Genomic DNA, 22,682 nt, shown 5'->3' with positions numbered 1-22,682 from the left:
ATTTTTGTTTAAAGAGGATTTTAAAGAGAGAATAGTGAAAGGGCCAATGTTTTATTCCCAAAAATCAATTCGGCTCTGAGTTCCCAAACTGGGGTCTTCGCTGAATCTCCGAAGTGGTTTAGTTCGGAAGGCTTTGGGATAAATAGCAACCGGGGCTTCGTGGTTGGTTCGCACAAGATCAAATATAATCGACAGGGGATCAGAGAACGGAAGACCGGCACTCCGAATATTTAAAATACCCATACGGTTGATCGTATTTAGCCCGTTCATGATTGCCTCCAGGGCTTCCAAAACTTCATTCTGAGCCTCATTCTGGGTGTAAACTGTCGTTGCTTCTTTTAGCGCATCCTCAAAATCTGGAGTAAGGACAAAAACGTTGTCTTCCTGGATAAAAAGCTGTCGGAATGGAAAAACAAAATTCAGGTCTCTGAGTCTTTGTTTCCACAAATGGAATTCTGAGCGGATAGCCAGGATCCCAGTGTAATCAGGCAGATCGAACAAGCCACTTTCGATGAGCTTTTCAGTTTTTAGAAACTCGACTTTCATCCCTTTGGCCTGAATGTATTTCTGTATAAGCCAGGTTTCCGGATTGTTCGATTTCAAAAACTCAATGATCAGATCCAGACTGAGCTCTGACATGGATTCTTCATCAATCAATTTTTCCAGCTCAAACTTCGCTTGATTGGCGGTGTCAACTAAATTGTCGTAAATTTTGTGGATAGCCTCTTTTTTTTTAGTATCCTGTGGACCAATTTGTTTTCTTTGAAAGGGGATCTGATCAGCATTTGATTCCAATTCTTTGAATTCGGGCTCATTTTCTTCTGCGGCAACTGAGCTTTTTTCCTGATCATTGGCACCAGTTTCATTTACTTTTGTTTCTGTGCTCTCGCCTACAATAAACGGAGCTTCATTCTGTTGGATTTCTTGTTCTTTCATTTTTAAAATATTTATGATTAATGATAATCTCTTTACAGGGTTACTTTCGACTTCATTTTTTTGTATTCAGATTCTTGATTTATTAGCCCATCACGCCCCAATAAGCGCGTATAAGTGCCATCTTTCCATAGCTTTTCGGCTGCATTCGTCATTTTATTTGTTGCTTTTATTTGAATTTCCATCTTAGCATCCAGTTTCTTCAATACGGCTGTCGTTTCGGGGTCGTTTTTTACAGGGGTCGGCTGTGCAACCGAGGTTTGAGCCGCCTGGGAAACGCGGGATGGATAGTTTATATGATTGCTTGGATGAACAGCCGCTATGGCCAACGGATTGACGTACGAACGGCGATTCCTTAAACCCTCCAGAGATTGAATGATAGGCCCGATGAAAGGATCCGAAACCATCCGGTTTGGGGCAATCCATTCTTTTCCTTTCTCCCCTGCTCGATATATGCGGTCGCCGTTGGTGTAGCCTCCAGCTGCGTAACCTTTGACTTCTTTTTTTGATTTTTTGGAGCCGGATGCCTGAGCAATTGTCTGGGCCAATACAAGCGCGGTATTTATTTTTGCTGAAGTGATGGCTTTAGCAGTCATTGCTGCACTGTAGGATGCCGCCAGGCCGGGACCAACGATAGGGATTGTAGCCATTTGGGCGGCGGCTACGGCAATTAATGATTTCTCTTTGGCCAGGTTTATCCATATCTGCGCAATAGCAATTGCTTTTTCGATTGCTATCATGGCAATCTGGGCGGCTGATCCCTGTTCAAACATGCCGGAAAGCGCACTCGCAATTTGACCGATTGCGGCTACCTGGATATTCTTCAATTCTTCCCTGGCTGCTGCAATTTCGGTTTCAATTTCAAGTCCTCTCACCGCTGCTGCAGTCCGCTCGTCAACTTGTTGATTCAAAAAAGCTGTCCATTCTTCCTCTGATCGTTTCTTTGATGCAAAGCGTTCGGCATCAGCCGCTAGCTCGGCCTCCACCCATCCTGTATCAATTTCTTCATCATTGGCAGGATTCAGAATACTCATATCAAATGCGCTGCTTCCATCTGTTGCAGTATTTGGTCGGTCTGAGGTCTCATTGGTTGATGTTTGAGTGGAAGTGTCTCCATCCGGCTCAACATTCCCAGGTTTTGTTTTTAACCCCGCAATAGCCTCATTTAATTCGTTTTCTTCATCGACCAATGCAGAAACTTTTTCCCGGTTTTTGTCGAGCCTTTTCCCGTAGGCGATCAATGAAGTTTCAGCGGTGGAGATGTTTTTTGCCAGTTCGTTGTATCGTGCACTTCCTGGCGCTTCTTCAGCTTGGGCGGCTTCCATTTCAGCCAGCTCAGTTTCTTTTTTTGCAATCTTTTTAATCGTTTCGAGCTCTTTTAATTTCAACTCAAAACGCTCTTTGTAGTTGTCCTTCAGAGAATCTTCCTTGATCGACAGCAGGATTTTATTTTCGTATTCGTCGTTGACTTCTTTGAGCCGGTCTCTTAGTTGTTCATTGGTCACTTTTTCTGTATCCAAATTACCTAGAAAATCAGGGTATTTGGTTTGAAGTTCTTCAATGAATTTATTCCTGGTTTCCTGTGAATTATTCACATTGGTGATCGAACCGACCAATAAATTAAGCTCCGTTTGTTCTTTGCGCAATGACTCTGCCGGAGATGTTTCGATCATCCTAACAAATGCCTGGGCGACAGACCCAGCGATTTTATACAGGCCGGTCATTGCCGGGCTTAGATTTTTACCAATTTCGACTGATGCATTGTGGAAAGCGTTGTTTGCCTGGGCTTGTATGGCTTTGGCGTTATCGGTATTTTTTGCCGCTTGCTCGATAGCGATACTGGTACCGGTTACAGCTTTCGTATATTCCTGAACTTTGCCCCGGTTCTGAACAAGCAGCTCACCCATTTTGGCGTGTTCAACTCCAAACAGATCCGCGGCAGTTTCACCACCAGCATATCTGGTGGCCAACTCTTCCAGGGCGGCATTCAGATTGAACGTACCGTTTACATAACCAATTTGTTTTTCTTTGATTTTCAGAAAAACTTTGTCGAGGGAGTTTCCAGCCATTTCCGCTTTGGCGTAGTTTGGGGCAATTGCTTCAATCAATCCGATGTTTTCTTCGAGAGAAACATTCATCAGATGCATGGTGGTACCTGATTTCTCAATTGCTTGGGTGAGGTATGGAATATCTGCGGCACCTTCTTTAGATCCGGCTGCCATAGCATTGATAATTCTCCGGCTTTCGGTAGCCGGGAGATTGAACTGGTTCATTGTTGTGGTCAAACCTTTTACGGCCGGTTCCAGGTCGGATTTGGCTGCTTCAGAAAGCAAAATAGCATCTTCAGTCACCGCTGCCAAGGCCTCCTTGTTTTTCAACAGCTCAGGCCGCTGGGATCCAACTTTGGTGAAAGCGTCCACAATATCATCGGCCGACTGCTTAATCCTCACACCGCCTTCAGTTATTTTTGTCGACATTTCCTGTGCTGTCCGGCCTAACGATTCCAAATCCTGACCTTGCAACCCGGTTAAAGCAGAAAGATTGTCAAGCCTTTCTTCAAAGTTGTCAGCGGCATCGGCTGCACGTTTATAAGCCATAGCCAAACCTGCAACTGAGGCAACCCCGGAGGCAACCAATCCGAAATACTTATTGATTTTTTCAGATGCAATTGATGTCCAGGATTTACCCATGTTGCGAACTTCCGCCTGGTGCTTAGCCAAAATTCCCTTTAACCGTCCAATTTTCTTAAATTGTTGGTTGTATTCTTCACTTCCAACGGTCATTCTTCGCTGCTCATGAATGAGTTTGCGCATTTCTCCCTGAATGGAGTTAATGTTGTTTTTCACCTCTTTGCCGTTGATGTAGAGGTTAATGCGCCTTGTGTATGATCCTGCCATAATTGAGATTCTTATTTAATTAATATTTGATCCGGGAAAGATTGCCGCTCAATGGTTTTTTGAGATGTTGCCCAGGTGAGCACATAATCATCATCATCATCAAAAATCAAGATTTTAGCGATGGTCATGGGGCATTTCTTTTTGATGTCGCTTTTTAGATAAACCGTGTCCCCTAAATCAAATCTCAATTTGCGTTTGAATTGCTGGGCATACTCCAGGGAGTTTTCGTCGGCTTCATCCAGCCTATTTTTTTCAAGTTTTGTCATAATATATTGAATTTGAAGGTTTCATAATAATCAAAAGGGGGTGCAATCCGCTGAAACGAATTATTTTGCCTGCGAGCTTCCGAACACGCCCTATCCAAGCGGGCAGAAAAAGAGGGGGAAAAGCAGGAAATATGACAGCCCCCCTTGGCCTAAATACATTCTTGATTCTGCTCATTTTCTTCCTTTTTCAGTTCGGCTTTGATCAACTGTCGGATGAGCTCACTCCGGGTTATTTTTCTGAGTTCGCACATTCGATTGATCCCGGCGTACTCGGTTGGTGTCATTCGGAATGAAAACCACTCGGTGAAAATTTTCTTCATGATCTTATCTTTTAAAATCTAACATGAAGGTAAGTTAGGCGTGTCACACACGAAAGGACAGATTCAAACGGGGCTCAGGGTGCACATAAGATGCGAATAAAAAATGTAGCTGTACAGAAAAAGCAGCTACATTTAAGTCTTTAGAAATGTGTTTTTAGGTATCGCGTGAAAGGAAAAAGCCCCCACGTGTGAGGGCTTTTTCTATGGCATATTCTTTTTTCTTGTTCGGCTTTTTTGAATTTGCGTTTACTGGGTAAGTGTCAGGTCTGGTTATCTTTGCTTGCTAAACAATCGCTTCCACCAGGGTTTTCTTTTTAATCCCCAACGGGCTGCCCATTCGCGGTTTTCTTTTTGGCTCCACCATTCATCATTGAGCGGATAAGGGTTGATCCCTTCTTTCTCCAAAAAAGTTACAATGGCTAAATACATATTCCCATATCGGTTGATCGACCTTTTGATGGTATTCTTAAAATCAAGCGATTCGTCCGTATCAACCGATCCATACTTATAAGACATATCTGTATCGACCATTCTCTCCAGCGCTTCAAGCCCGGTAATCGCGACCGGTAGTTCTTTTAGCATTTTCTGTGCGTGTTCGATTTTTTTTGTCGGTGTGTTCATTCGCTTTTTATTTTGAGGGTAAATTACTTTCGCCATTGGCTTTAAAAATACTCAGCCGGTTAATGGCCCAACGCAAAGTAGCGATAGAGTCAAGCAACCTTTCGGGGGAAATAACTTGATCGCCATGCAGATGAATAGATGTCATGAAGTCGATCACCTCATCAAGCTGTTTGATTTCACTGTTGATGGCGGAATTATTATTCCCCTGGAGATCCCTGATTTCTTCGGCAATTTCTTCAGTCATTTGAACATCATGGAGCAGGAATTCTAGTCTTGGGATAGCGCTATTCTTACTTTCGATTTTCTTTTCTTTTGTTGTCATTTCTTGATTTTTATTGGTTATTTACTCACAGCTGTGACTTCCTTGGAAACTACATATTTAAAATCAGCTACCATTGAATTTGCCACCTTCCGGGCTTCTTCTTCATCTTCGGCCCGCAAATGAAGCTTGACTTCCCTCAGGTCGCCGTTACTGTATTTAAGCAGCACTGAAACATAAAAGACATGGAGGTAGAAAAACTGGGTAGTGACTTTCAATATTTCATAAGCTTCAACATCTGTCCAGCCACAAATAATCTTATCGGCTTCCCGTTCCGCTTCTACTTCATTATCAGCAAAGCATGCTATACGAACCAGTACATTCTTCCGATTTTCTGCTCCGTACTCAATTTCGGCTTTGACAAAGTATTTTCTCATTGTTCTGCCTCCGTAGTTTTTTCCTGGTCAGTGTCAGGAATGGGTAAATCGCTTTGCCATTTGTCTAGATCGTGCTCCAGATCCACCAAAAAGCTTAGGTAGTAGATTGCTTCCGATTCGTCAATACCGGGTTCTTTGGCGGAGAGAATCAAAAAGTTTTTCACTTTGTTGATTCTCTCCAGGTGCAAACTGATTGCATTTTCATAAAAAATGTCTGATTTCATCAGTATTTGTTTATGGCTTTTCCAATTCAGTTAAGTAGTCCCGGCAGTAGGAAAGATCAGAGGATAGGTTCATTAAGTATTCCGTTCGTGATTCTTTGTCAAGTCCGGTATAGTCAAGGACCTCTTTCGATATAAAGCAGATTGCTTCAGCTATATACCCTTTAAGATCTTTAATAGATTCATTGTCGTTCTCCTGGAAAGTTTTTAGCTGTTCAGCTACCTTAGTGTTTAATACTGCACCATTGACAACAATAGTTTGATTTGCTTCAAGTTTGATTTGCTTTTCCATAATTCTAAATTTATTGATTGATAATTGATTAAAAAATAATTACACTTTTATATTTATTCCGGCCGATTGGGCCAGATAGAAAAAAGTCTTAATCGAAACGCCTGATCGCCTACCTTGCAGGCATTTGCTGTACTGCCGGTCACAATCTGCCTGGTTGTAGCTCGGGTGAAACCGGCTAAGGCGGTGGTAATAGTCCCGGCCGGTTTCGCCCAATCCATCAGCCAGGGCAAAGCCTACAATAAGCCAGTCCTGGTAATTCATGGTAAGATCCAGCTGATGAGCTTCAATCCGGCGAACAACAACTTCGATGTCGTGCTGAATCCCGGTTTCGTTTTTGATTGTCTGGGTTTGTCTGGGTCTCAATTTCCTTTGTTTTGGCTTTTCAAGCCAATCTTCCGGATTAAATGGACGGCGATTGGTGAGCCATATTTCCAGGTCGAAATTTGCTTTCATCTTATTAGGTGTTTAGGGTGAACAAAGGCATCTGGATCCCAGCTCAAAAAACAGACGCGGCAAATATCCCTGCCTGACTTGTCGATTTCCAGTTGATGAGTGCTTTTGATGTAATTTTTAATAGCATCGAAATACTGACCGTGTGAATATTTGCCGGAAATATCAATCTGAACAACCCATTTTAGGCCGTTACCGTTGGGCGAAACAAACAGCAATTCCGTATAAAAATGCGGGTCTTTCAACAGACGATCCTTCACGGCTGCCACATTCTCCAGGTGATCAAAATCTAAAACCATATACCCGGAGTGTTGAATTAGGCTCTTTTCGTTTCTTCGTGAGAACGTGCCGGAAAATGTAACAAAGCTGAAATTTGTTGCTTTAAAATTCCGGTTTTCGGTTTGATCTGTTATTGACCTCAATTCAAGGGTGGCCCGTTTGAAATAGTCGCCACTGATAGCCAGATAAGCATCCCGGATCGTGATCTGTCGATCAGGTGAAACATTGGCCACCGGTGCCTTGAAAAAGCTGAACTTTGGTGTATCGTTTAGTATCATTTTTTCCCTTTATATGAAAAGTGACATTTACCGGGATCCAATACTTCCCAGTCGATGAATTCGAATTTCATTCCCATCCGGGCACGCTGCATAAAATTCTCAACTTCCTTTGCTGCCTCCCATCCGGTTGCAGCAAAAGTTTTTCGTGAAGAGGTTTTCTTCTTTCCCTTTTTGTTGGAGATTAAGAAACTAATTTCAAATGCTTCCATATTGGTTGATTTTTGAATTGCTTTTTTTTGCCGGGCTTTTATGTATGTGTAGGGTTGTAAATGTTGTAAATCCTGTAAATGATTTCGAATAAAACATAGTTAATCAGCACATTACAGAAACTACCATTGTAAATCTGCTTTTTCACCTCAATGGTGTCTAATGGGCACAATATCAATTTATTGAGTGCTGTTTTGAGACATTTACAACATTTACAATGCATTTTTATGTTTATTGTTAGCTGTGTAAATCCTGTAAATGTGTTGTAAATGTTTAAGGTGTTGTTTTTCATTGGTTTATATTTCAATATTTACAATATTTACAAGATTTACATGTTTAACTCTACTTCATTGATTGCAAAACCGTTTTCATTTGATTCGAGCCGAAATTGATAGCAAGAGCCAAAATAGGAATCAGTGTAAGCTGCACTTCTGCCCTTCTGTACATTGGCGATAAATGGTTTGTAGGCTTTTGACGTTAAAAGCATGCGGAGACTATTTGAGTCTAAGAATCGTTGGTTGTTATTTTTGCAATAGCGTACATATTCTGTGTAGATCAATTGAAGTTTAATTTGCAAAATTGATTCTCCGGATTCCTCCATTTTTTTGCGGTAATGACATCTTTTAGGATCGCTACCGGGGTCATCATGAATAAACTGAATTAGGTTTCCGTTTCTCACATTGTAAGCAAATGCCTGCCAAAAGATTGTCACTTCATCGGTTTGCTTTAGGAGGCTGTTTTGGTCTTTTGCGTTGTCCACGACGGCCCTCTTTATTTCATTAAAGGCAAAGGGTAATTGAAGTTTTTTACTAAGCAGTTTAGCGGGGGTAAGCACTAGGGCGACATGCTTTAAGGTTCGTTCGGCAAAATCGGCTTTTAAGTCAGTTCTTAGCTCCTTTATATTCTCGTCAAATTCTCTTTTGAAGTTTTTGGCGAAATATTCACGGTGTTTCAGAATATCGGTTACAACAATCCCAAAACCATTATCCTTTATCCGATGCAAGCCTTCAAATGCTTTTCGCTGTTCGGGTGTAAACTTGTTGTTTTCAAAGTTCAACAAGATCATTCGACTTAGAACAGCCGTTTTTTGGTTGGGCAAATGGTTCCCATCAAAGATGATTGCTGATTTAACCGCTGCAATTCGGGTTCGGTTGTCGTTGCTTTTTACTCCGGTTACCCGGCCGGATCCATCGTAAGCAGTGAGAATGAGATCCTGGTTCGCTTCGTCTGTTTCGGGTGTGTATTCCTTGAGGTAAAAAATGGTATTGTTTCGGCTTGCGATTGTTCGGGATAGCGCAACCTGTGTGGCATTATTAAGCGGGATCCCAATGAAATCTTTTCCGAAAACTCGTAATAGGTTTTCGGTCATTGACGTTTTTCCGGTACCATAGGCCCCAAACAGAAAAAGGAACGGAAAGAACCCCACCTGGTTAAAAACTACATCCCAGAAAACCGAGAGGATCAGGAAAAGAATGGCTATTCCGCCGTTGGTTTCAAAAGCTTGGAAATAGAGCTTTGACCATTTTTCGAAATCAATTTCTCCCTCGATGTAAACAAATTTGCGCTCGCCTTCGTAATCCAGGTTGTTGATATGAGCTTGTCCAAAAGCCGGTAGGTAATATTTACTTTGAGTTTCTGGATCCGCGATAATGCCAACATCATCCACTTTTAATAGTTGCCCGGCCTTCGTAAAAATTGCATTTGCAAAAGCGTAAATTTGATGTTCAGGGTTCCATCCCATTACCTCAATAATAGTTGCCTGAACTTCTTCGTCCATCCACCTGGCGAATATCCGCTTGAGCTGGTAAGTGTTACCGAGAAAAGTACACTGTTTGCTTTTCAGGGTGGTTTCAAAACTGTCCAGTCTCATTTCTGATGATTGCAATTCAACCAGGTAAGTTTCTCCTGTGTATCGCTGGATCAGGATAATTCGTTTGCTGTTGTTGGTTCCATTGACCAGGTGGAACAAACTTTTCCCAACGAAATTTGAAAGTTCAACTTTTACCTTGTTCCGTCTTTGTATTTCAATCGTAAAGTATTTACTACCTGAAATATAGAACCCATAGATTTCATGGTGTTCTCCATGGTTTTCCGAGTCCGGGATTTCAGCAAGTACTTTTTTATTGTTGTTTGTCATAATGGTTTTCTAACAAGTGCCTATTCTTCTTTCTTCTCTTTCTCGTTCTGCTCCCGAATCACCTTTTGGAGCCAAAGGATCCTTTCGGCTCTCTCTTTAGATATTTCGACTTTTCCGATGCCTGGAAAGTGAGCTGTGTAGGTTTTTTTATTTTTCATGGGCTAGTCGATTTTTTTATAGGCTTCGATCAACTCAGATTTCAATAAAAAGCGGGTGGGGCCTTTTCCGTGTACCGGCACTTTGCCTGCCTTAATCCACTTACAAAGTGTGGTGTAGCTCACATCAATGTACTTTGCTCCCTCGCCTACGGTCATTTTATCAGCTTCAAAGTTCGTCTGCTGTTTTTGTTGGGCGGAATGTTCGTCCAGGATTATTCTTAACCCTTTGGCTATTTCTTCTGCTGTGGCGAGTATTATTACTTTTTCCATGGCTGAAGATTTAGAGGTCAAAAGTTTCTTTCAAAGCGAAACGGATCACATTGGTGAGCGTTACCTTGCGGTCGCGGCAGTACTGCTTAATTCGCTTGTGTTCGGTAGGGGTCACTAGAACAATCATCCGTTTGGTTTTGGTTTCTTGTTTGGGGATAGTTACATCTTTCATGTTGTTATAATATTAAGTGTTTATATGTGCAAATATAACTGATAAGTTTTTTAAATGTGCATAAAAGATGATAAAAAATCTGAATAGTTGTATTTGTGTTGTTTTAGTGTAAAATGATCCAAATAGTATTATTTTTACAACATGTTAGTTTTGAAACGGATAAAAGAACTCAGGAAGGCAAAGAAAATCAGTCAAAAACAAATGGCTGAAGCACTAAACATTAGCCAACCTGGATACCAAAAAATAGAGCAAGGAATAAATGTTTTAAGTATTGAGAGATTTTTGGAGATTTGCCGGATTCTTGGAATAAATTCATATAACGATCTATTGCCAGCAGTAAGTGCAGACGTTGTTGAAAGTATAAATAATACATTAATCGAAGGCAATTTGTCATTTTCACATATCTTAGAAAATGCCAAATATTCAGCCAAACTGGTAGATGAATTAGTTGATCGAATTAAAGATTCGGATATTAGCAAGGAAGGTATAATTGAAGAACTTGAGTTTCTGAATAATTATTTGGCAATCATCCGTAAGGAAAGCACCCAGAAAGAATATGCCCTTAGACATCAGTTAATTAAAACTGATAAAATAGATTAATGAAATCTGAATCTATTTTCCCCTTCTACAACTGAACGTAAACTGATTTTTTGGTATCTGGAGTCAGATTTCTTTATCAAAATTATGTGGGGTATGGTTTTTTGTACCACAAAAACACATCTTGCATACCCCTTTCTTATAATCAAGGTAATGCCTTTTTTCTATTTTTAAAACCGGGGGCAATATGGATGAAGGATCAAAAGTTAATAATGATACCGGCATTGGGCAATGTACAAAACATCATTTTCAACCTTATATACTAACCGGTGTTCGCCGGTAATTCGCCGGGACCAAAAGCCGGAAAGGTTTTGTTTTAGGGCTTCGGGCTTGCCAGTTCCGACAAATGGTGTGCGTTGGCACTCTTTTATTAAGGCGTTGATTTTTCTTAGGATCTTTCGATCATTCGTAACCCAGTACTGGTAATCTTCCCAGGCTGTTTTATCCCAATAGATATCCATTATTCGGCAATAGGTTTTTTCACCAGGTTTGTTTTAGAGTTGATATTTTCAACGGCGTTTTCAAGTCTTTGGCGGTTTGTTCTGCTCCGGTTCAGGTGCAAGGTTTCCTGCAATGCGTTAAACTCTGCCAATGACATCATAACAATACTTTTCCCCTTGGGCCGGTGTACAACCAATAGTTCCTGATCATCCGTTACCGCGTCCAGATTGGATTTAAGGTTTTGCCTCAATTCTGAATAATTAACTGCTTTCATTTTTGTCATTTGATTTAGTACAAAATTACGTACTTTTTTTAGATATTCCCAAAAGCTTTATTCATGGCTTCTTTTTCCATGTTTTTATCTGATCCCATGTACCGGCGCAAGGTCTTATCCTGGGTGATCCCTGCATTCTTTTTGGTTAGGTTCACATCTTTTGTATTGTGGTAGAAATTGCTGATGAATGTTTTTCGGGCCGTGTGAGATCCCACCAGTTGGTATTTGGGAGAAATCTTTTCGGTTGTAATCCCTTTGGAAAAGTCTTTATAAACCGTAGGCGTTTTAATGCCAGCCTTTTCGCAACATTCTTTTATGTAGTCATTGAATCGCTGGTGGCTGATCTTTGGCAGGGCTTTGTATTTGTCCTGGTAACGTTTCATGATTTCAAGAGCCGGTAATGCCAGTTCAATGTCCAGCGGGATCTTTGTCTTGTGTCTGAGCTTGGTAAGTGTTCCGTTGTTGATGTGTTCCCTGGTCAATGAGTCCAGATCGGAAAAGGCCAATCCGGTAAAGCAGCCAAAACAAAATTTATCCCGTACCTGGTTTAATCGTTTGTTGTTGAAGTCGTGATGATAAAGCGTGGAGAGTTCATCCATGGTCAGGAATATGATTGTAGGTTCTTTTTCAGTTGCCGAAAATTCCTTGAATCCCTTTTCGCTGTGGTACTTTTGTTTCAGGCTCCAGTTCATAAAGAATTTGAGTTTTTTAATCGCCGTTGCAAAGGTATTCCACCCCAGGCCCTTTTCGGTCAGAATGTAATGTCGGTATTTTTCAAAGAATATGGCATCGATTGTGGGATAGTCAATGTAATAGCCGGTTTCTTTCTCAAACTCGCTCAACTTGTTGTAATAAAGGGTGTAGTTCTGTTTGGTTTTTGGTTCAACCTGCTTTGATGCCAAATATTCATCATAGGCCATCCAGAATGCTTTTTCGGTCAGGCTTCTTTCTCCATTCAGGAATTTCTTTGCAATAGCTGGAGTTAATTCTATTTTGTTCATCCGGCAACGCCTGGTAAATTCTTCAAAGTCTTTCACCAAAATTTCAAGTGTGGTGTTGATTAGATCGTGGCCGTTGGTTTTACCTGGGCGGGGAGGCCTTACCCGTTGTTGTTTCGGGTTCCAGTCGGACGGAAGGATATGATCTATTATCTTTGTTGTGTTCTTGTAGTTAACCGTGATGTTTGCTTTTATAGGTGCAAATCCTTTTTTATTCCGGTTATTCTTGTCGATATAGAATGTTACCTTTGGTTGTGTCTGCCTGGGCATGGTGTTAGTTTTATCCAAAGATATGAAAGAGAATTTAAAAGAGAGAATAAAGAATGAAGTTAAACTTACCTGTCTTAATTTGGAATCAAAAATAGTCTTTAAAGTGCAGAAAGATAGTTAATTGAATGCATCTGTCTGAATCTAGGTTTGTAGACAATAAGTCCTACCTGGGGAGCTGAGAGGTCAATCAGAAGTGGTTGACCTTTTTTTATGCCCAATTTTTCGTCTTGGCAGTGGTGGAATAGCTCCCGGATACATCAATTTAAATGCTTAGACAATAACGCATAATGAATTTTTGAAAGGGGTAAATTGCAAAAGTGTATTCAATTCAATGCAGTTTTTGAGTAGATTTGTAACATATAAAAGCAAGAATGTCATTTTACTAATCAAAACAGCTACGCGATGAAAAGAATTAAAACTCTCCTTTTATTATTTGTATTTACTTTAGTTGGCTTCGTTTCTGCGCAGGCACAACGCGTCGAAAGCGACTCGGATGTGATTGGCAAATGGGATCTTACCATCAACATGGAGAAGGATCAATTAGAGAATCTCGGAATTTTCAGGCATGGACTTTTGGCATCCGATGGTTTTCCCGGATGGTTGGAAATCAAATTATCTGGATTTTCAACACTCGTCGGTTATTATGTTGGTTACGAAGGAAGCGCACGTCCGATTGCGGAAGTGCATTACTCAGCCGATGAAGATAAGTACCATTTTACTATTCCTCCGCAGTGGATGGATATCGATGATATTTATTTTGAATTTACTTTGAAAGATGATGTTCTGACCGGGTATAAAATGCTCGATGGCAACAAGCTAAAATGGACTGGTGTTCGTGCTCCATCTTTGGAAAGAAAAGAACCGCCGGTGTGGGGAAATCCCATAAACTTACTCACTGATAACATGGACCGATGGATCATTCCGGAGAACAATAAATTTGAGATGGTCGATGGCGTATTGGTGAACAAGGAAAAGGGTGGCAACCTGATTACCAACCAAAAATTCGATGATTTCAAACTGAGCGTTGAATTCAGATACCCGGCAGGAAGTAATAGTGGAATTTACCTTCGTGGCCGCTACGAGCTGCAGATTGAGGATTCCAAAGGAAGAGCTGATGGTGTGAGTATCGGCGGTATTTATGGATTTATAGCTCCAGCGGTCAATGCGGCCAGCGAACCTGGCGAATGGCAAACCTATGAAGTAACGCTTGTTGGTCGCCATGTAACGGTTGTGCACAATGGAATCGAAGTTGTTTCGAACCGTCCAATTCCCGGAATAACGGGTGGCTCACTGGATAGTCATGAAGGGGAGCCGGGACCAATTATGATTCAGGGTGATCACGGGCCGGTTGAATTTCGCAAATTTGTTATTACGCCATCGGTTAACTAAGTAAGGATGGATTAACATACGTCAGCTCTGAAGAATTAAGCTATAACTTTCTGAAATATGCAGCGCTGCGGTACGAAAACGAATAAACGAAAAATGCTTGAAGCCAGTCGGCTTCAGGCGTTTTATTTTGAGCCTGTTCTGAGGTTTATCCAAGCTCTGACCTACCGGGAGAGGACGACTGCGTTCCGAGCGAAATAGGCAGTCAGATTTTTGCTACATTTGGACCCATGAAGCATATTTCAACCAGATGAAAAACGTACACTTATTGCTATTCTTATTTTTCGTTGGAAGTTTAGCAATCGGACAAACTAAAAAGACAAATGAAACTAGGCAGGTACTGGTCGATAAATCCGCGGCAGATGTGCATCAACTGAAAAACCGCGGGATGGTTCGTTACAGTGACTTTGGAGCGCAAGGCAACGGCAAAGTGGATGATATGGATGCGATTGTTGCGGCCCATGCCTTTGCCAATGAGCACGGTTTTCCGGTGAGAGCCGACGAGGGTGCTGCCTACTACATTGGGGGAAAAGACCGCACGGCAATCATTCAAACCAACACCGATTTCGGCACCGCTTCCTTTGTGATCGACGATACGGATGTTGAAAATCGTAATGCGCCTGTTTTTCTGGTTAGTTCAAGTTTGGAATCTTTTAAGCCGGAGGGATTGACCTCGCTGAAAAGAAATCAGGAAAAAATTGACATCTCTTTGCCCGGGCCTTGCCTTATGACGGTTACCGATGCCAATACCAGACGTTATATTCGGTTTGGGCCAAATCAAAACGATGGCTCTCCTCAGACAGATATCTTTATCGTTAACCAAGATGGGCATGTGGATCAGAATGCCCCAATCATCTGGGATTTCAACCAAATCACCGACATGACCGCCCTTCCGATAGACGAAGCAAGGCTAACCATTACCGGAGGACGTTTCACTACAATCGCCAACCAGGCTGAATCAAAGTACACCTACTACAGCCGGGGCATAGCTATCCGACGTTCAAATGTGCTGGTCGATGGATTGCAGCATCACATCACAGGCGAAGGCGATCATGGCGCGCCTTATGGCGGCTTCATCAACATCAGCAATTGCGCCGACGTAACAGTTCAAAACACCATGCTCACCGGGCACAAAGCCTACCGCACCATTGGTTCGGCAGGCGTTCCGGTCTCTATGGGGAGCTACGACATTTCGGTCAACCGCGCGCTCAACATTTCATTCGTGAACTGTCGCCAGACCAATGATATCAATGACAGCCGTTATTGGGGGATCATGGGCTCCAATTACTGCAAGAATCTTGTTTATGACCATTGCATCTTTTCGCGGTTCGATGCCCATATGGGCGTTGCCAATGCCGCGATTCGCAACTCAACCTTGGGACACATGGGAATTAACGCTATCGGGAGTGGGGTTTTCACGGTGGAAAACACAACTGTTCGCGGGCGGACTTTTATCAATTTGAGGGACGATTACGGCAGTACGTGGCGGGGCGAATTTATTATTCGCAATTGCGTTTTTGTTCCAGCAAACGGAAGACCAGCCAGTGCCAGCCTGATTGGAGGATCGAATTCGGGGCAGCACGATTTTGGCTACACTTGCTATATGCCGGAACGAATCACCATCGAGAATCTTCATATCAACGATTCCAACCATCCGGATCAGTACCAGGGGCCGGCCATCTTTTCCAATTTTAATCGTGAAAAGACGGATGCTTCCTATGTGGAAAAGTTTCCGTATGTCATTTCCAAAGAAGTGATACTTCGGAATGTAACGACATCAAGCGGCCAGGATTTGCGGCTTAGCGAAAATCCATATATGTTTAAGGAAGTGCAGGTGAAAGCCGACTAACAAGCTGGTCATGACTTCTGATTTTGTTGCGTGTTCTTAATATCCGATCAGTTTCCAAGGTCTGAAGCTTTTTGTCCAGCCTTTGGGTAGGTTGTTATGGGCAAATACTCGTCTTTCAAGATCGCTGGTCATGCCCACGTAAATCTTGTCAAATTTTTCCGAATGCAGCACATAAACATGATAAGTCATTCCCAAAAATAAAGAAAAGGTAGTCAATTAGCTAGATATGACCTAATTGTAGCGGGGATACGACTCGAAAGTGGGTCCGGCCTTTGCCGGATATGAGCCAACGAGCTACCGAAAAAAAACAACAAAAAAAAGGAGAACCAATTGATTGATTCTCCTTCACTGTAGCGGGGACACGACTCGAACGTGCGTCCGGGCTTTGCCGGATCTGAGCCCAACGAGCTAGCGGTGAAGAATATGGTTGCGTATGAAATCTCTTCCTTGATGGCTTTTCAAAGCTTTTTCGCGTCTCAGTGCTTCTGCTTTTTCTTCGAATGTTTCGGAAAAAATCAGTTTCCAAGGTCTGAAGCTTTTTGTCCAGCCTTTGGGTAGGTTGTTATGGGCAAATACTCGTCTTTCAAGATCGCTGGTCATGCCCACGTAAATCTTGTCAAATTTTTCCGAATGCAGCACGTAAACATGATAAGTCATTCCCAAAAATAAAGAAAAGGTAGTCAATTAACTAGATATGATATAATTGTAGCGGGGATACGACTCGAAAGTGGGTCCGGCCTTTGCCGGATATGAGCCAACGAGCTACCGAAAAAAAAACAACAAAAAAAAGGAGAACCAATTGATTGATTCTCCTTCACTGTAGCGGGGACACGACTCGAACGTGCGACCTTTGGGTTATGAGCCCAACGAGCTACCAACTGCTCCACCCCGCAATATATTTTTGAATGTTTTTGTCTGTTTTGAACGTTCATTCTTGGCGTTCCTGCCTCAAATGCGGATGCAAATATAAACGATGTTTTTCGAGAAACAAAACGATTCGGACAATTTTTATTTTTTCTTTCGGGTTGGATCAGTTAAAAAGTATTAATTTCAATCTGCTTCAATAGGCATTCATCGAATTGTTACTAATTTTGTTGCCTGCAAAAACGGAACATGGTAAAACAGGAGAAAAGCAAAAAATTAATTGACAAACTGAAAAACCGCTACCGGTTGATTATCTATAACGATTCGACCTATCAAACGGTGTGGAGCATGAAGCTTAGCCGGATCAAAGTTTTTTTGATTGTCAGTTTTGGCGGTTTGCTGTTGGTTGTTTTTACGGTCCTGATGATTGCTTACACACCCATTCGCGAGATGATACCGGGTTACCCATCGGCAGAAGTACGACAGATGATTGTGTACAATGCCATGCTGGTTGATTCGCTGGATGAACAGCTTCAAATCCGGGACAACTATTTTGAAAAGATCCGTGCTTTAATTGAAGGCGAACTTCCTCAAGAGCCGGATTTTGTTGCCGACACCAGTATTCCGTCGAGCGACTTGCAAATTAATTATTACAACCACGATTCAATTTTTCAGCAAAAAATTCTTGAAGAACAACTCGATCTTTCTCTTCAGTCAGAAGTCCCTAAATCAAAAAGTATTGCCAATCTCCACTTTTTTACTCCCCTAAAAGGTGTGATTACCAATAAGTTTGACAAGCAAACGGACCATGTTGCGGTAGATGTGGTCGGCATGCCCAACTCGCGGATTTCGGCGGCGCTGGACGGCACCGTGATTTTTGCCGGGTGGACTGTTGAAACTGGCTATGTCATTTACCTTCAGCATCAGAACGATTTGGTGTCGGTTTACAAGCACAATGCCGAGCTGCTAAAGCAGGTAAATGAGCGGGTAAAAGCCGGAGAAGCGATCGCCATTATGGGCAACACCGGCGAACTAACCACCGGACCGCACCTTCATTTTGAGTTGTGGCACCAGGGCATTGCGCTTGATCCCGAAAAATACATTGACTTTTAAACTGGACTATGAAAAAACGGATTGCCATTCTTGGATCTACGGGATCTATTGGGACCCAGACGCTGGAGGTGATTGCACAACACCCCGATCACTTTGAAGTGGAGGTGCTGACAGCCAACAATAATATTGAACTGCTGATACAGCAAGCCAAGGTTTTTCAGCCCAACATGGTGGTGGTGGCCAATCATTGTCGCTACAAGGTGCTGGCCGAGGCCTTGAAAGATGAGCCCATCAAGATTTTTGCAGGAAAGGAAGCGTTGGAGCAGGTGGTTCAGCTTGAAACCGTTGATCTGGTGGTTACCGCAATGGTGGGTTACTCCGGGCTGATTCCAACACTGAAAGCGATTGAAGCTGGAAAACATATTGCACTGGCCAACAAGGAAACGCTGGTGGTTGCCGGTGAGATTATCACGCGCGAAGCCGTCAAAAATAATGTCAATATTTACCCGGTCGACTCGGAACATTCTGCCATCTTTCAGTGTTTGGCTGGGGAGCATATGAATGAAATTGAGAAAATTTACCTGACTGCTTCCGGCGGACCGTTTCGAAATCTTTCGGAAGCAGAGCTGGAAACGGTAACCCGCGAGGATGCCCTGAAACATCCCAACTGGGATATGGGAGCCAAAATTACCATCGACTCGGCGAGCATGATGAATAAAGGATTTGAAGTGATTGAGGCCAAATGGTTGTTTGACTTGCAGCCACAGCAGATTGATGTGATTGTTCATCCGCAGAGTATCATTCATTCGATTGTGCAATTTCGCGATGGGTCGATGAAAGCCCAAATGGGATTGCCAGACATGAAATTGCCCATCCAATATGCGCTGAATTTTCCGCTACGTTTGCCATCGGACTTTAAGCGCTTCAACTTCCTGGATTACCCAAAACTGACTTTCGAACAGCCCAATACAAAAATTTTTCGTAACCTTGCACTCGCTTTTGAGGCACTGAAAATGGGAGGAAATCTCCCTTGCATTCTCAATGCTGCCAATGAAGTGGTGGTTCAGGCATTTCTGAAAGAGAAAATTCGTTTCGTTGACATGCCCGGGCTGATTGAAGAAAGCATGCAGCGGGTGACGAACATAAAAACGCCGGTTTTGGAAGATTACATTCAAACCGACAAGGAAACCCGATTGTTAACGACTTCATTGATTAGACAACGAAGTAAAATTAAGATGTAAGAGAAGTATGGAACAAGTACTGATAAAAGCCGCCCAATTAATCCTGAGTTTATCGATTTTAGTGGTGCTGCACGAGTTTGGGCACTTTGCCTTTGCCCGGTTGTTTAAAACAAGGGTTGAAAAGTTTTACCTTTTCTTCGACCCCTGGTTTGCCCTGTTTAAGTTTAAACGAGGCGAAACCGAATATGGCGTGGGCTGGCTTCCGCTGGGTGGCTATGTGAAAATTTCGGGCATGATTGACGAATCGATGGACAAGGAAGCGATGAAATTACCCCCGCAGCCACATGAGTTTCGCGCCAAAAAAGCTTACCAGCGGTTGTTGATCATGTTGGGTGGTGTAATGATGAACTTTATTTTTGCCTTCGTCATTTATGCCGGAATACTGTATGCCTGGGGAACGCAGTACCTGCCTACCGAAAACGTGACTCACGGAATTATGGTTTACGAAACAGGCGAGCAAATTGGTCTTCAAAACGGAGACCAGATTTTGTCTGTCGATCAGCAATACATTGAAAACTTTGACAAGATTATCCCAACAGTCATCCTCGATGATGCGCACAGTATCCAGGTTTTACGCGATGGACAGCAGGTGGATGTTGAAATTTCGGATGAAGATTTGGCGCTTTTAATCAAAAGTCGGGCGGTTATTGCTCCCCGCCTCCCGTTTGAATGCAGTGCGGGCAAAGTGATGCCAGATTCGCCAGCCGAACAGGCAGGGCTGAAGAAAGGTGATGTTTTTGTGAATATCGACGGTCAAACATTCAACTTTTATGACCAATTCACTGGTTACATCAAGGCCAAGAAGGAGCAGAAAATTACCATGAACGTTTTGCGTGACGGGCAACCACAATCGCTGAATGTGACCGTTTCTGAAGATGGGACCATCGGCTTTTACCCGGAGTTTCACGAAAGTGCTTACGCCTTTCTCGAATATGAAACCATCAACTATGGCTTCTTGGAAGCCATCCCGGCAGGCTTCGATCGCGGCATTAATACCATCAAAGATTACCTGAAGCAATTTAAGCTGATTTTCTCTCCAAAAACGAAGGCATACGAATCCTTGGGCGGTTTTATTGCCATCGGTAATATTTTCCCTGGCGCATGGGATTGGGCCCAGTTCTGGAACATGACCGCCTTCTTGTCGATCATTCTGGCCGTGATGAATCTGTTGCCTATTCCGGCTTTGGATGGCGGACACGTCACCTTTTTGCTCTACGAAATTGTCTCGGGGCGCAAGCCTGGCGACAAATTCCTGGAGTATGCACAAATTACCGGCATGGTAATTTTGCTGACTTTGGTACTTTATGCCAATGCAAACGATATTATCAAGCTCTTTACTTAAGAAGCGATTAAATTTTTCCTATTTTTGCAGAAACCATTAAACTTTGGACTATGTACTTATCGATTATTTGCGGCATGTTTGGCCCACAAGAGATTATCATCATACTAGTCATTGTACTACTCTTATTTGGAGGGCGCAAGATTCCTGAGCTCATGAAAGGATTTGGAAAGGGGATGAAGGAATTCAAGAAAGCCACCAGCGAAGATGATGATGATGATCAAACAAGTGAAAAGAAGAACACTGAAAAAATTAATAAATAATCAGTTTTGCTTGACTTAAAATCCCGTCCACAAAGGCGGGATTTTTTGTGGTAAGATTTTTGTTGGAACATGCCACACACCACAGCATCAATAATTATGAAACGAATTTTAAGCCTTGGATTTTTGTTGGCAGGTCTTGCGCTCCTCCTCGGTTCCTGCCAGGATGATAGTACCAACATGCGCAAAAAAATTACCGGAAAAGCCGGAGAGTTGGTCGTCGTTGTTCCCACACCAACCTGGGAAGGCGCCACCGGGAAACGATTTCGCGAAGTAATGGCCCAGCCCCAGCTTGGCTTGCCGCAGGAAGAACCCATCTTCGATTTGATTGCCGTTCCGCCCTCTGCCTTCAAAGAAATTTTTAAGACCAGCCGAAACATTGTGCAGATCAAAATTTCAACGACAATTGATTCATCCAAAGTAGAATTCAAGAAAGACATTTGGGCCTGGCCGCAGGCTGTGGTCAACATTCAGGCCAAGTCGACGGAAGATTTCAATCAGTTGTTCGACCAGTATTCAGACCGGATTGTGGCTTATATGCTACGTGCCGAGCGCGACCGTTTGCAACTGAACTACAAAAAGTACCACGACAAAGCGGCAAAAAATGTCATCCGCGATAAATTCAACATTGAACTGAATGTTCCACCGGGTTTTAAGGTCACCAAGGAACGGGACGATTTTGCCTGGGTGCGCTACGAAACACCGGACATTAGTCAGGGAATCCTCATTCATACTTATCCCTACACTTCGGACAGCACGTTTACGGAGAACTACATTTTGAATAAGCGCGATTCGATTTTACAGGCTCATGTTGAGGGGCCGGCCGACGGGAGTTATATGACCACGGAACACCAGCTGCCTGCTATTTTCAATGTATTTGAACTGCGAAAAAATTACGCTGCCGAAACACGCGGTCTGTGGAAAGTGGAAGGCGACTACATGGGTGGCCCCTTTATTAACCTGACGGTTTTGGATGCGGCCAACAATCGCATTGTGATGCTCGATGGTTATGTGTATGCGCCACGTTTCGATAAACGGAACCTGCTTCGCCAGGTGGAAGCCATGGTGTATTCGGTCGAATTTCCGGATCAGCAAAAAAATGACAAAATAACAAGTCAGGCGAAAATGGGAAATTAAAATTCGCGCAAACGCAACAAGAGCGGGAACTGTAACTGGTACAGCTCCCGCTCTTGTTTCATGTTTTCGCCAGCACCTTTTACGGTTGCAAGGCCATTTGTCCGGCCAGCTCCAATTGTTCTTTCAGAGCAAGTTTGTCAAAACCGCTTTTCAAATTCATGGTTCCTTCAGGCAAAACAACATGATAAGAAGTTTGCTCCAGGGTTTCGCCCAGCTCTACTTCAACCAGTTTTTGATATTTGTTGCCTTTTTTCAGATACCAGCTTTGATCAATTTCACGAAAAACCAGCTCTGTTGCCTCCTTGTTTTCTCCCAGCTCTTCAATCGTCATCTTATACTTTTCCGAAGTTAACTGATAGGTTTTACCATCGATCTCAACAATTTTTTCATGCTTTTCGCCTGCTTTCATCGACATCGGATTTTCGTCGGTCCAGAATTCGATCGTGTTCAAAACAACCGCATCCACAAAAACAGCGACACTGTACACCGGAACGATATTCAAGGCCAAAAAAACCAGTTCGTTCACAAATTTGTCACCAACCGACCGGTTCCAGTCCAAAACGGTACGGGTCAAATTAAAACTGCCGATACAACTGCTCAGCAAGAAGACACCCGATAGAAGGGCCACAAAAGTAATTTTCCTAATTTTCTTCATAATTTTAAAATTTAATGACTAATATTCTATCAAAGATATTAAACACTTGTCAAAACAACACCTTTAAAAACATCGAACATTTCGACTTGTTCTACATCATCCATTTTTATTCTATTTTTGA

Annotated in this window: 30 protein-coding genes and 1 tRNA gene; 8 read left to right on the top strand and 23 right to left on the bottom strand. The window is 42.6% G+C overall.

Going from position 1 to position 22,682, the window contains the following annotated elements:
- Nucleotides 1–51: 51 nt before the first annotated feature.
- The 16 genes from NC99_RS00515 to NC99_RS21760 all read right to left on the bottom strand — a co-directional run bounded on the left by NC99_RS00515 (nt 52) and on the right by NC99_RS21760 (nt 10,197).
- Nucleotides 52–936, bottom strand: a complete 885-nt coding sequence (locus NC99_RS00515; protein ID WP_053178756.1) for a hypothetical protein — start codon at nt 934–936, stop codon at nt 52–54.
- Between the two features lie 32 nt (nt 937–968).
- On the bottom strand, nt 969–3,830 hold the full coding sequence (locus NC99_RS00510) for a phage tail tape measure protein (protein ID WP_053178754.1): 2,862 nt from the start codon (nt 3,828–3,830) through the stop codon (nt 969–971).
- Nucleotides 3,831–3,841: 11 nt separating this feature from the next.
- Complete coding sequence (locus tag NC99_RS00505) at nt 3,842–4,096, bottom strand: hypothetical protein (protein WP_053178751.1); 255 nt, start codon at nt 4,094–4,096, stop codon at nt 3,842–3,844.
- A gap of 149 nt (nt 4,097–4,245) precedes the next feature.
- Nucleotides 4,246–4,416: a ribbon-helix-helix domain-containing protein gene (locus tag NC99_RS21525; protein ID WP_082326236.1), complete on the bottom strand. Its 171-nt coding sequence runs from the start codon at nt 4,414–4,416 to the stop codon at nt 4,246–4,248.
- Between the two features lie 270 nt (nt 4,417–4,686).
- Nucleotides 4,687–5,037 carry a hypothetical protein gene (locus NC99_RS00500; RefSeq protein ID WP_157624314.1) on the bottom strand — a complete coding sequence of 117 codons (351 nt, stop codon included), beginning with the start codon at nt 5,035–5,037 and terminating at the stop codon, nt 4,687–4,689.
- Between the two features lie 7 nt (nt 5,038–5,044).
- Complete coding sequence (locus NC99_RS00495; RefSeq protein WP_157624312.1) at nt 5,045–5,359, bottom strand: hypothetical protein; 315 nt, start codon at nt 5,357–5,359, stop codon at nt 5,045–5,047.
- A 17-nt stretch (nt 5,360–5,376) separates the two neighbouring features.
- Nucleotides 5,377–5,733 (bottom strand): hypothetical protein, encoded by a 357-nt coding sequence (locus NC99_RS00490; RefSeq protein WP_053178746.1) that lies wholly within the window; start codon nt 5,731–5,733, stop codon nt 5,377–5,379.
- A complete protein-coding gene (locus tag NC99_RS00485) occupies nt 5,730–5,957 on the bottom strand; it encodes a hypothetical protein (protein ID WP_053178744.1) in 228 nt (75 codons plus the stop codon). The genes NC99_RS00490 and NC99_RS00485 overlap by 4 nt, the downstream gene beginning before the upstream one ends.
- A 10-nt stretch (nt 5,958–5,967) precedes the next feature.
- On the bottom strand, nt 5,968–6,246 hold the full coding sequence (locus NC99_RS00480; protein ID WP_053178742.1) for a hypothetical protein: 279 nt from the start codon (nt 6,244–6,246) through the stop codon (nt 5,968–5,970).
- 39 nt (nt 6,247–6,285) lie between these two features.
- Nucleotides 6,286–6,699, bottom strand: coding sequence for a PriCT-2 domain-containing protein (locus NC99_RS00475; protein ID WP_053178740.1), 414 nt, complete (start codon nt 6,697–6,699; stop codon nt 6,286–6,288).
- Complete coding sequence (locus NC99_RS00470) at nt 6,696–7,253, bottom strand: BT4734/BF3469 family protein (protein WP_053178738.1); 558 nt, start codon at nt 7,251–7,253, stop codon at nt 6,696–6,698. Before NC99_RS00470 ends, NC99_RS00475 begins: the two co-directional genes overlap by 4 nt.
- Nucleotides 7,250–7,462 (bottom strand): hypothetical protein, encoded by a 213-nt coding sequence (locus tag NC99_RS00465; protein ID WP_053178736.1) that lies wholly within the window; start codon nt 7,460–7,462, stop codon nt 7,250–7,252. The genes NC99_RS00470 and NC99_RS00465 overlap by 4 nt, the downstream gene beginning before the upstream one ends.
- A 326-nt stretch (nt 7,463–7,788) precedes the next feature.
- Nucleotides 7,789–9,597, bottom strand: coding sequence for a DUF927 domain-containing protein (locus tag NC99_RS00460; RefSeq protein WP_053178734.1), 1,809 nt, complete (start codon nt 9,595–9,597; stop codon nt 7,789–7,791).
- Between the two features lie 20 nt (nt 9,598–9,617).
- Complete coding sequence (locus NC99_RS21765; RefSeq protein WP_157624310.1) at nt 9,618–9,755, bottom strand: hypothetical protein; 138 nt, start codon at nt 9,753–9,755, stop codon at nt 9,618–9,620.
- A 3-nt stretch (nt 9,756–9,758) separates the two neighbouring features.
- Nucleotides 9,759–10,025, bottom strand: coding sequence for an excisionase family DNA-binding protein (locus NC99_RS00455; RefSeq protein WP_053178732.1), 267 nt, complete (start codon nt 10,023–10,025; stop codon nt 9,759–9,761).
- 10 nt (nt 10,026–10,035) lie between these two features.
- The gene (locus tag NC99_RS21760) at nt 10,036–10,197 is read right to left on the bottom strand and encodes a hypothetical protein (protein ID WP_157624308.1); all 162 of its coding nucleotides are present in this window, start codon (nt 10,195–10,197) and stop codon (nt 10,036–10,038) included.
- Between the two features lie 150 nt (nt 10,198–10,347).
- Between NC99_RS21760 and NC99_RS00450 the strand changes: the two genes are divergently transcribed.
- Entirely contained in the window at nt 10,348–10,797 is a 450-nt protein-coding gene (locus NC99_RS00450; RefSeq protein ID WP_162231110.1) for a helix-turn-helix domain-containing protein, read from the top strand.
- Nucleotides 10,798–11,000: 203 nt separating this feature from the next.
- On the opposite strand, the gene NC99_RS00445 is transcribed toward NC99_RS00450, so the two are convergent.
- From NC99_RS00445 to NC99_RS00435, 3 genes are read right to left on the bottom strand one after another with little or no spacing between them, the layout of a single operon-like run.
- The gene (locus tag NC99_RS00445; RefSeq protein WP_053178727.1) at nt 11,001–11,255 is read right to left on the bottom strand and encodes a Txe/YoeB family addiction module toxin; all 255 of its coding nucleotides are present in this window, start codon (nt 11,253–11,255) and stop codon (nt 11,001–11,003) included.
- The gene (locus tag NC99_RS00440; protein ID WP_162231109.1) at nt 11,255–11,509 is read right to left on the bottom strand and encodes a type II toxin-antitoxin system Phd/YefM family antitoxin; all 255 of its coding nucleotides are present in this window, start codon (nt 11,507–11,509) and stop codon (nt 11,255–11,257) included. Before NC99_RS00440 ends, NC99_RS00445 begins: the two co-directional genes overlap by 1 nt.
- 38 nt (nt 11,510–11,547) lie before the next feature.
- Nucleotides 11,548–12,777 (bottom strand): phage integrase SAM-like domain-containing protein, encoded by a 1,230-nt coding sequence (locus NC99_RS00435; protein ID WP_053178723.1) that lies wholly within the window; start codon nt 12,775–12,777, stop codon nt 11,548–11,550.
- Nucleotides 12,778–13,179: 402 nt separating this feature from the next.
- Here NC99_RS00435 and NC99_RS00430 point away from each other — a divergent pair, with 402 nt between their 5' ends.
- The gene (locus NC99_RS00430; RefSeq protein WP_053178721.1) at nt 13,180–14,166 is read left to right on the top strand and encodes a 3-keto-disaccharide hydrolase; all 987 of its coding nucleotides are present in this window, start codon (nt 13,180–13,182) and stop codon (nt 14,164–14,166) included.
- Nucleotides 14,167–14,527: 361 nt separating this feature from the next.
- Entirely contained in the window at nt 14,528–16,012 is a 1,485-nt protein-coding gene (locus NC99_RS00425; RefSeq protein WP_204374854.1) for a hypothetical protein, read from the top strand.
- Nucleotides 16,013–16,048: 36 nt separating this feature from the next.
- On the opposite strand, the gene NC99_RS22625 is transcribed toward NC99_RS00425, so the two are convergent.
- The 3 genes from NC99_RS22625 to NC99_RS00415 form a co-directional block, all read right to left on the bottom strand.
- Complete coding sequence (locus NC99_RS22625; protein WP_082326235.1) at nt 16,049–16,201, bottom strand: GIY-YIG nuclease family protein; 153 nt, start codon at nt 16,199–16,201, stop codon at nt 16,049–16,051.
- Between the two features lie 219 nt (nt 16,202–16,420).
- A complete protein-coding gene (locus NC99_RS00420) occupies nt 16,421–16,669 on the bottom strand; it encodes a GIY-YIG nuclease family protein (RefSeq protein ID WP_053178717.1) in 249 nt (82 codons plus the stop codon).
- Nucleotides 16,670–16,832: 163 nt separating this feature from the next.
- Nucleotides 16,833–16,905: transfer RNA gene (locus NC99_RS00415), tRNA-Met, on the bottom strand.
- 220 nt (nt 16,906–17,125) lie between these two features.
- On the opposite strand from NC99_RS00415, the gene NC99_RS00410 reads away from it, so the two are divergent.
- From NC99_RS00410 to NC99_RS00390, 5 genes are all read left to right on the top strand, one after another.
- Nucleotides 17,126–17,989, top strand: coding sequence for a M23 family metallopeptidase (locus NC99_RS00410; protein ID WP_053178715.1), 864 nt, complete (start codon nt 17,126–17,128; stop codon nt 17,987–17,989).
- A gap of 8 nt (nt 17,990–17,997) precedes the next feature.
- Nucleotides 17,998–19,170 (top strand): 1-deoxy-D-xylulose-5-phosphate reductoisomerase, encoded by a 1,173-nt coding sequence (locus NC99_RS00405; protein WP_053178712.1) that lies wholly within the window; start codon nt 17,998–18,000, stop codon nt 19,168–19,170.
- A 7-nt stretch (nt 19,171–19,177) separates the two neighbouring features.
- Nucleotides 19,178–20,512, top strand: coding sequence for an RIP metalloprotease RseP (rseP, locus tag NC99_RS00400; protein ID WP_053178710.1), 1,335 nt, complete (start codon nt 19,178–19,180; stop codon nt 20,510–20,512).
- 50 nt (nt 20,513–20,562) lie between these two features.
- A complete protein-coding gene (gene tatA, locus NC99_RS00395) occupies nt 20,563–20,772 on the top strand; it encodes a twin-arginine translocase TatA/TatE family subunit (protein WP_053178709.1) in 210 nt (69 codons plus the stop codon).
- A gap of 96 nt (nt 20,773–20,868) precedes the next feature.
- Nucleotides 20,869–21,906: a DUF4837 family protein gene (locus NC99_RS00390; protein ID WP_053178707.1), complete on the top strand. Its 1,038-nt coding sequence runs from the start codon at nt 20,869–20,871 to the stop codon at nt 21,904–21,906.
- Between the two features lie 79 nt (nt 21,907–21,985).
- Here NC99_RS00390 and NC99_RS00385 read toward each other — a convergent pair whose 3' ends face one another.
- Nucleotides 21,986–22,561, bottom strand: a complete 576-nt coding sequence (locus NC99_RS00385) for a DUF3332 domain-containing protein (protein WP_053178705.1) — start codon at nt 22,559–22,561, stop codon at nt 21,986–21,988.
- Nucleotides 22,562–22,682 lie beyond the last annotated feature (121 nt).

It is taken from the genome of Sunxiuqinia dokdonensis (assembly GCF_001270965.1).
Classification (GTDB): Bacteria; Bacteroidota; Bacteroidia; order Bacteroidales; family Prolixibacteraceae; genus Sunxiuqinia; species Sunxiuqinia dokdonensis.
Note: the sequence above shows the minus strand (reverse complement) of the source record. Positions and strands in the feature narration are given on the sequence as shown.

What these genes read in the sequence shown, in the direction of transcription:
- NC99_RS00385 (WP_053178705.1), bottom strand. Translation starts at nt 22,561, where the DNA reads ATGAAGAAAATTAGGAAAATTACTTTTGTGGCCCTTCTATCGGGTGTC.
- NC99_RS21760 (WP_157624308.1), bottom strand. Translation starts at nt 10,197, where the DNA reads ATGAAAGATGTAACTATCCCCAAACAAGAAACCAAAACCAAACGGATG.
- NC99_RS00470 (WP_053178738.1), bottom strand. Translation starts at nt 7,253, where the DNA reads ATGATACTAAACGATACACCAAAGTTCAGCTTTTTCAAGGCACCGGTG.
- NC99_RS00495 (WP_157624312.1), bottom strand. Translation starts at nt 5,359, where the DNA reads ATGACAACAAAAGAAAAGAAAATCGAAAGTAAGAATAGCGCTATCCCA.
- NC99_RS00515 (WP_053178756.1), bottom strand. Translation starts at nt 936, where the DNA reads ATGAAAGAACAAGAAATCCAACAGAATGAAGCTCCGTTTATTGTAGGC.
- NC99_RS00440 (WP_162231109.1), bottom strand. Translation starts at nt 11,509, where the DNA reads ATGAAAGCAGTTAATTATTCAGAATTGAGGCAAAACCTTAAATCCAAT.
- NC99_RS00510 (WP_053178754.1), bottom strand. Translation starts at nt 3,830, where the DNA reads ATGGCAGGATCATACACAAGGCGCATTAACCTCTACATCAACGGCAAA.
- NC99_RS21765 (WP_157624310.1), bottom strand. Translation starts at nt 9,755, where the DNA reads ATGAAAAATAAAAAAACCTACACAGCTCACTTTCCAGGCATCGGAAAA.
- NC99_RS21525 (WP_082326236.1), bottom strand. Translation starts at nt 4,416, where the DNA reads ATGAAGAAAATTTTCACCGAGTGGTTTTCATTCCGAATGACACCAACC.
- rseP (WP_053178710.1), top strand. Translation starts at nt 19,178, where the DNA reads ATGGAACAAGTACTGATAAAAGCCGCCCAATTAATCCTGAGTTTATCG.
- NC99_RS00430 (WP_053178721.1), top strand. Translation starts at nt 13,180, where the DNA reads ATGAAAAGAATTAAAACTCTCCTTTTATTATTTGTATTTACTTTAGTT.
- NC99_RS00465 (WP_053178736.1), bottom strand. Translation starts at nt 7,462, where the DNA reads ATGGAAGCATTTGAAATTAGTTTCTTAATCTCCAACAAAAAGGGAAAG.
- NC99_RS00475 (WP_053178740.1), bottom strand. Translation starts at nt 6,699, where the DNA reads ATGAAAGCAAATTTCGACCTGGAAATATGGCTCACCAATCGCCGTCCA.
- NC99_RS00410 (WP_053178715.1), top strand. Translation starts at nt 17,126, where the DNA reads ATGGTAAAACAGGAGAAAAGCAAAAAATTAATTGACAAACTGAAAAAC.
- tatA (WP_053178709.1), top strand. Translation starts at nt 20,563, where the DNA reads ATGTACTTATCGATTATTTGCGGCATGTTTGGCCCACAAGAGATTATC.
- NC99_RS00420 (WP_053178717.1), bottom strand. Translation starts at nt 16,669, where the DNA reads ATGACTTATCATGTTTACGTGCTGCATTCGGAAAAATTTGACAAGATT.
- NC99_RS00455 (WP_053178732.1), bottom strand. Translation starts at nt 10,025, where the DNA reads ATGGAAAAAGTAATAATACTCGCCACAGCAGAAGAAATAGCCAAAGGG.
- NC99_RS00490 (WP_053178746.1), bottom strand. Translation starts at nt 5,733, where the DNA reads ATGAGAAAATACTTTGTCAAAGCCGAAATTGAGTACGGAGCAGAAAAT.
- NC99_RS00435 (WP_053178723.1), bottom strand. Translation starts at nt 12,777, where the DNA reads ATGCCCAGGCAGACACAACCAAAGGTAACATTCTATATCGACAAGAAT.
- NC99_RS00480 (WP_053178742.1), bottom strand. Translation starts at nt 6,246, where the DNA reads ATGGAAAAGCAAATCAAACTTGAAGCAAATCAAACTATTGTTGTCAAT.
- NC99_RS00445 (WP_053178727.1), bottom strand. Translation starts at nt 11,255, where the DNA reads ATGGATATCTATTGGGATAAAACAGCCTGGGAAGATTACCAGTACTGG.
- NC99_RS00500 (WP_157624314.1), bottom strand. Translation starts at nt 5,037, where the DNA reads ATGAACACACCGACAAAAAAAATCGAACACGCACAGAAAATGCTAAAA.
- NC99_RS22625 (WP_082326235.1), bottom strand. Translation starts at nt 16,201, where the DNA reads ATGACTTATCATGTTTATGTGCTGCATTCGGAAAAATTTGACAAGATT.
- NC99_RS00505 (WP_053178751.1), bottom strand. Translation starts at nt 4,096, where the DNA reads ATGACAAAACTTGAAAAAAATAGGCTGGATGAAGCCGACGAAAACTCC.
- NC99_RS00390 (WP_053178707.1), top strand. Translation starts at nt 20,869, where the DNA reads ATGAAACGAATTTTAAGCCTTGGATTTTTGTTGGCAGGTCTTGCGCTC.
- NC99_RS00460 (WP_053178734.1), bottom strand. Translation starts at nt 9,597, where the DNA reads ATGACAAACAACAATAAAAAAGTACTTGCTGAAATCCCGGACTCGGAA.
- NC99_RS00405 (WP_053178712.1), top strand. Translation starts at nt 17,998, where the DNA reads ATGAAAAAACGGATTGCCATTCTTGGATCTACGGGATCTATTGGGACC.
- NC99_RS00485 (WP_053178744.1), bottom strand. Translation starts at nt 5,957, where the DNA reads ATGAAATCAGACATTTTTTATGAAAATGCAATCAGTTTGCACCTGGAG.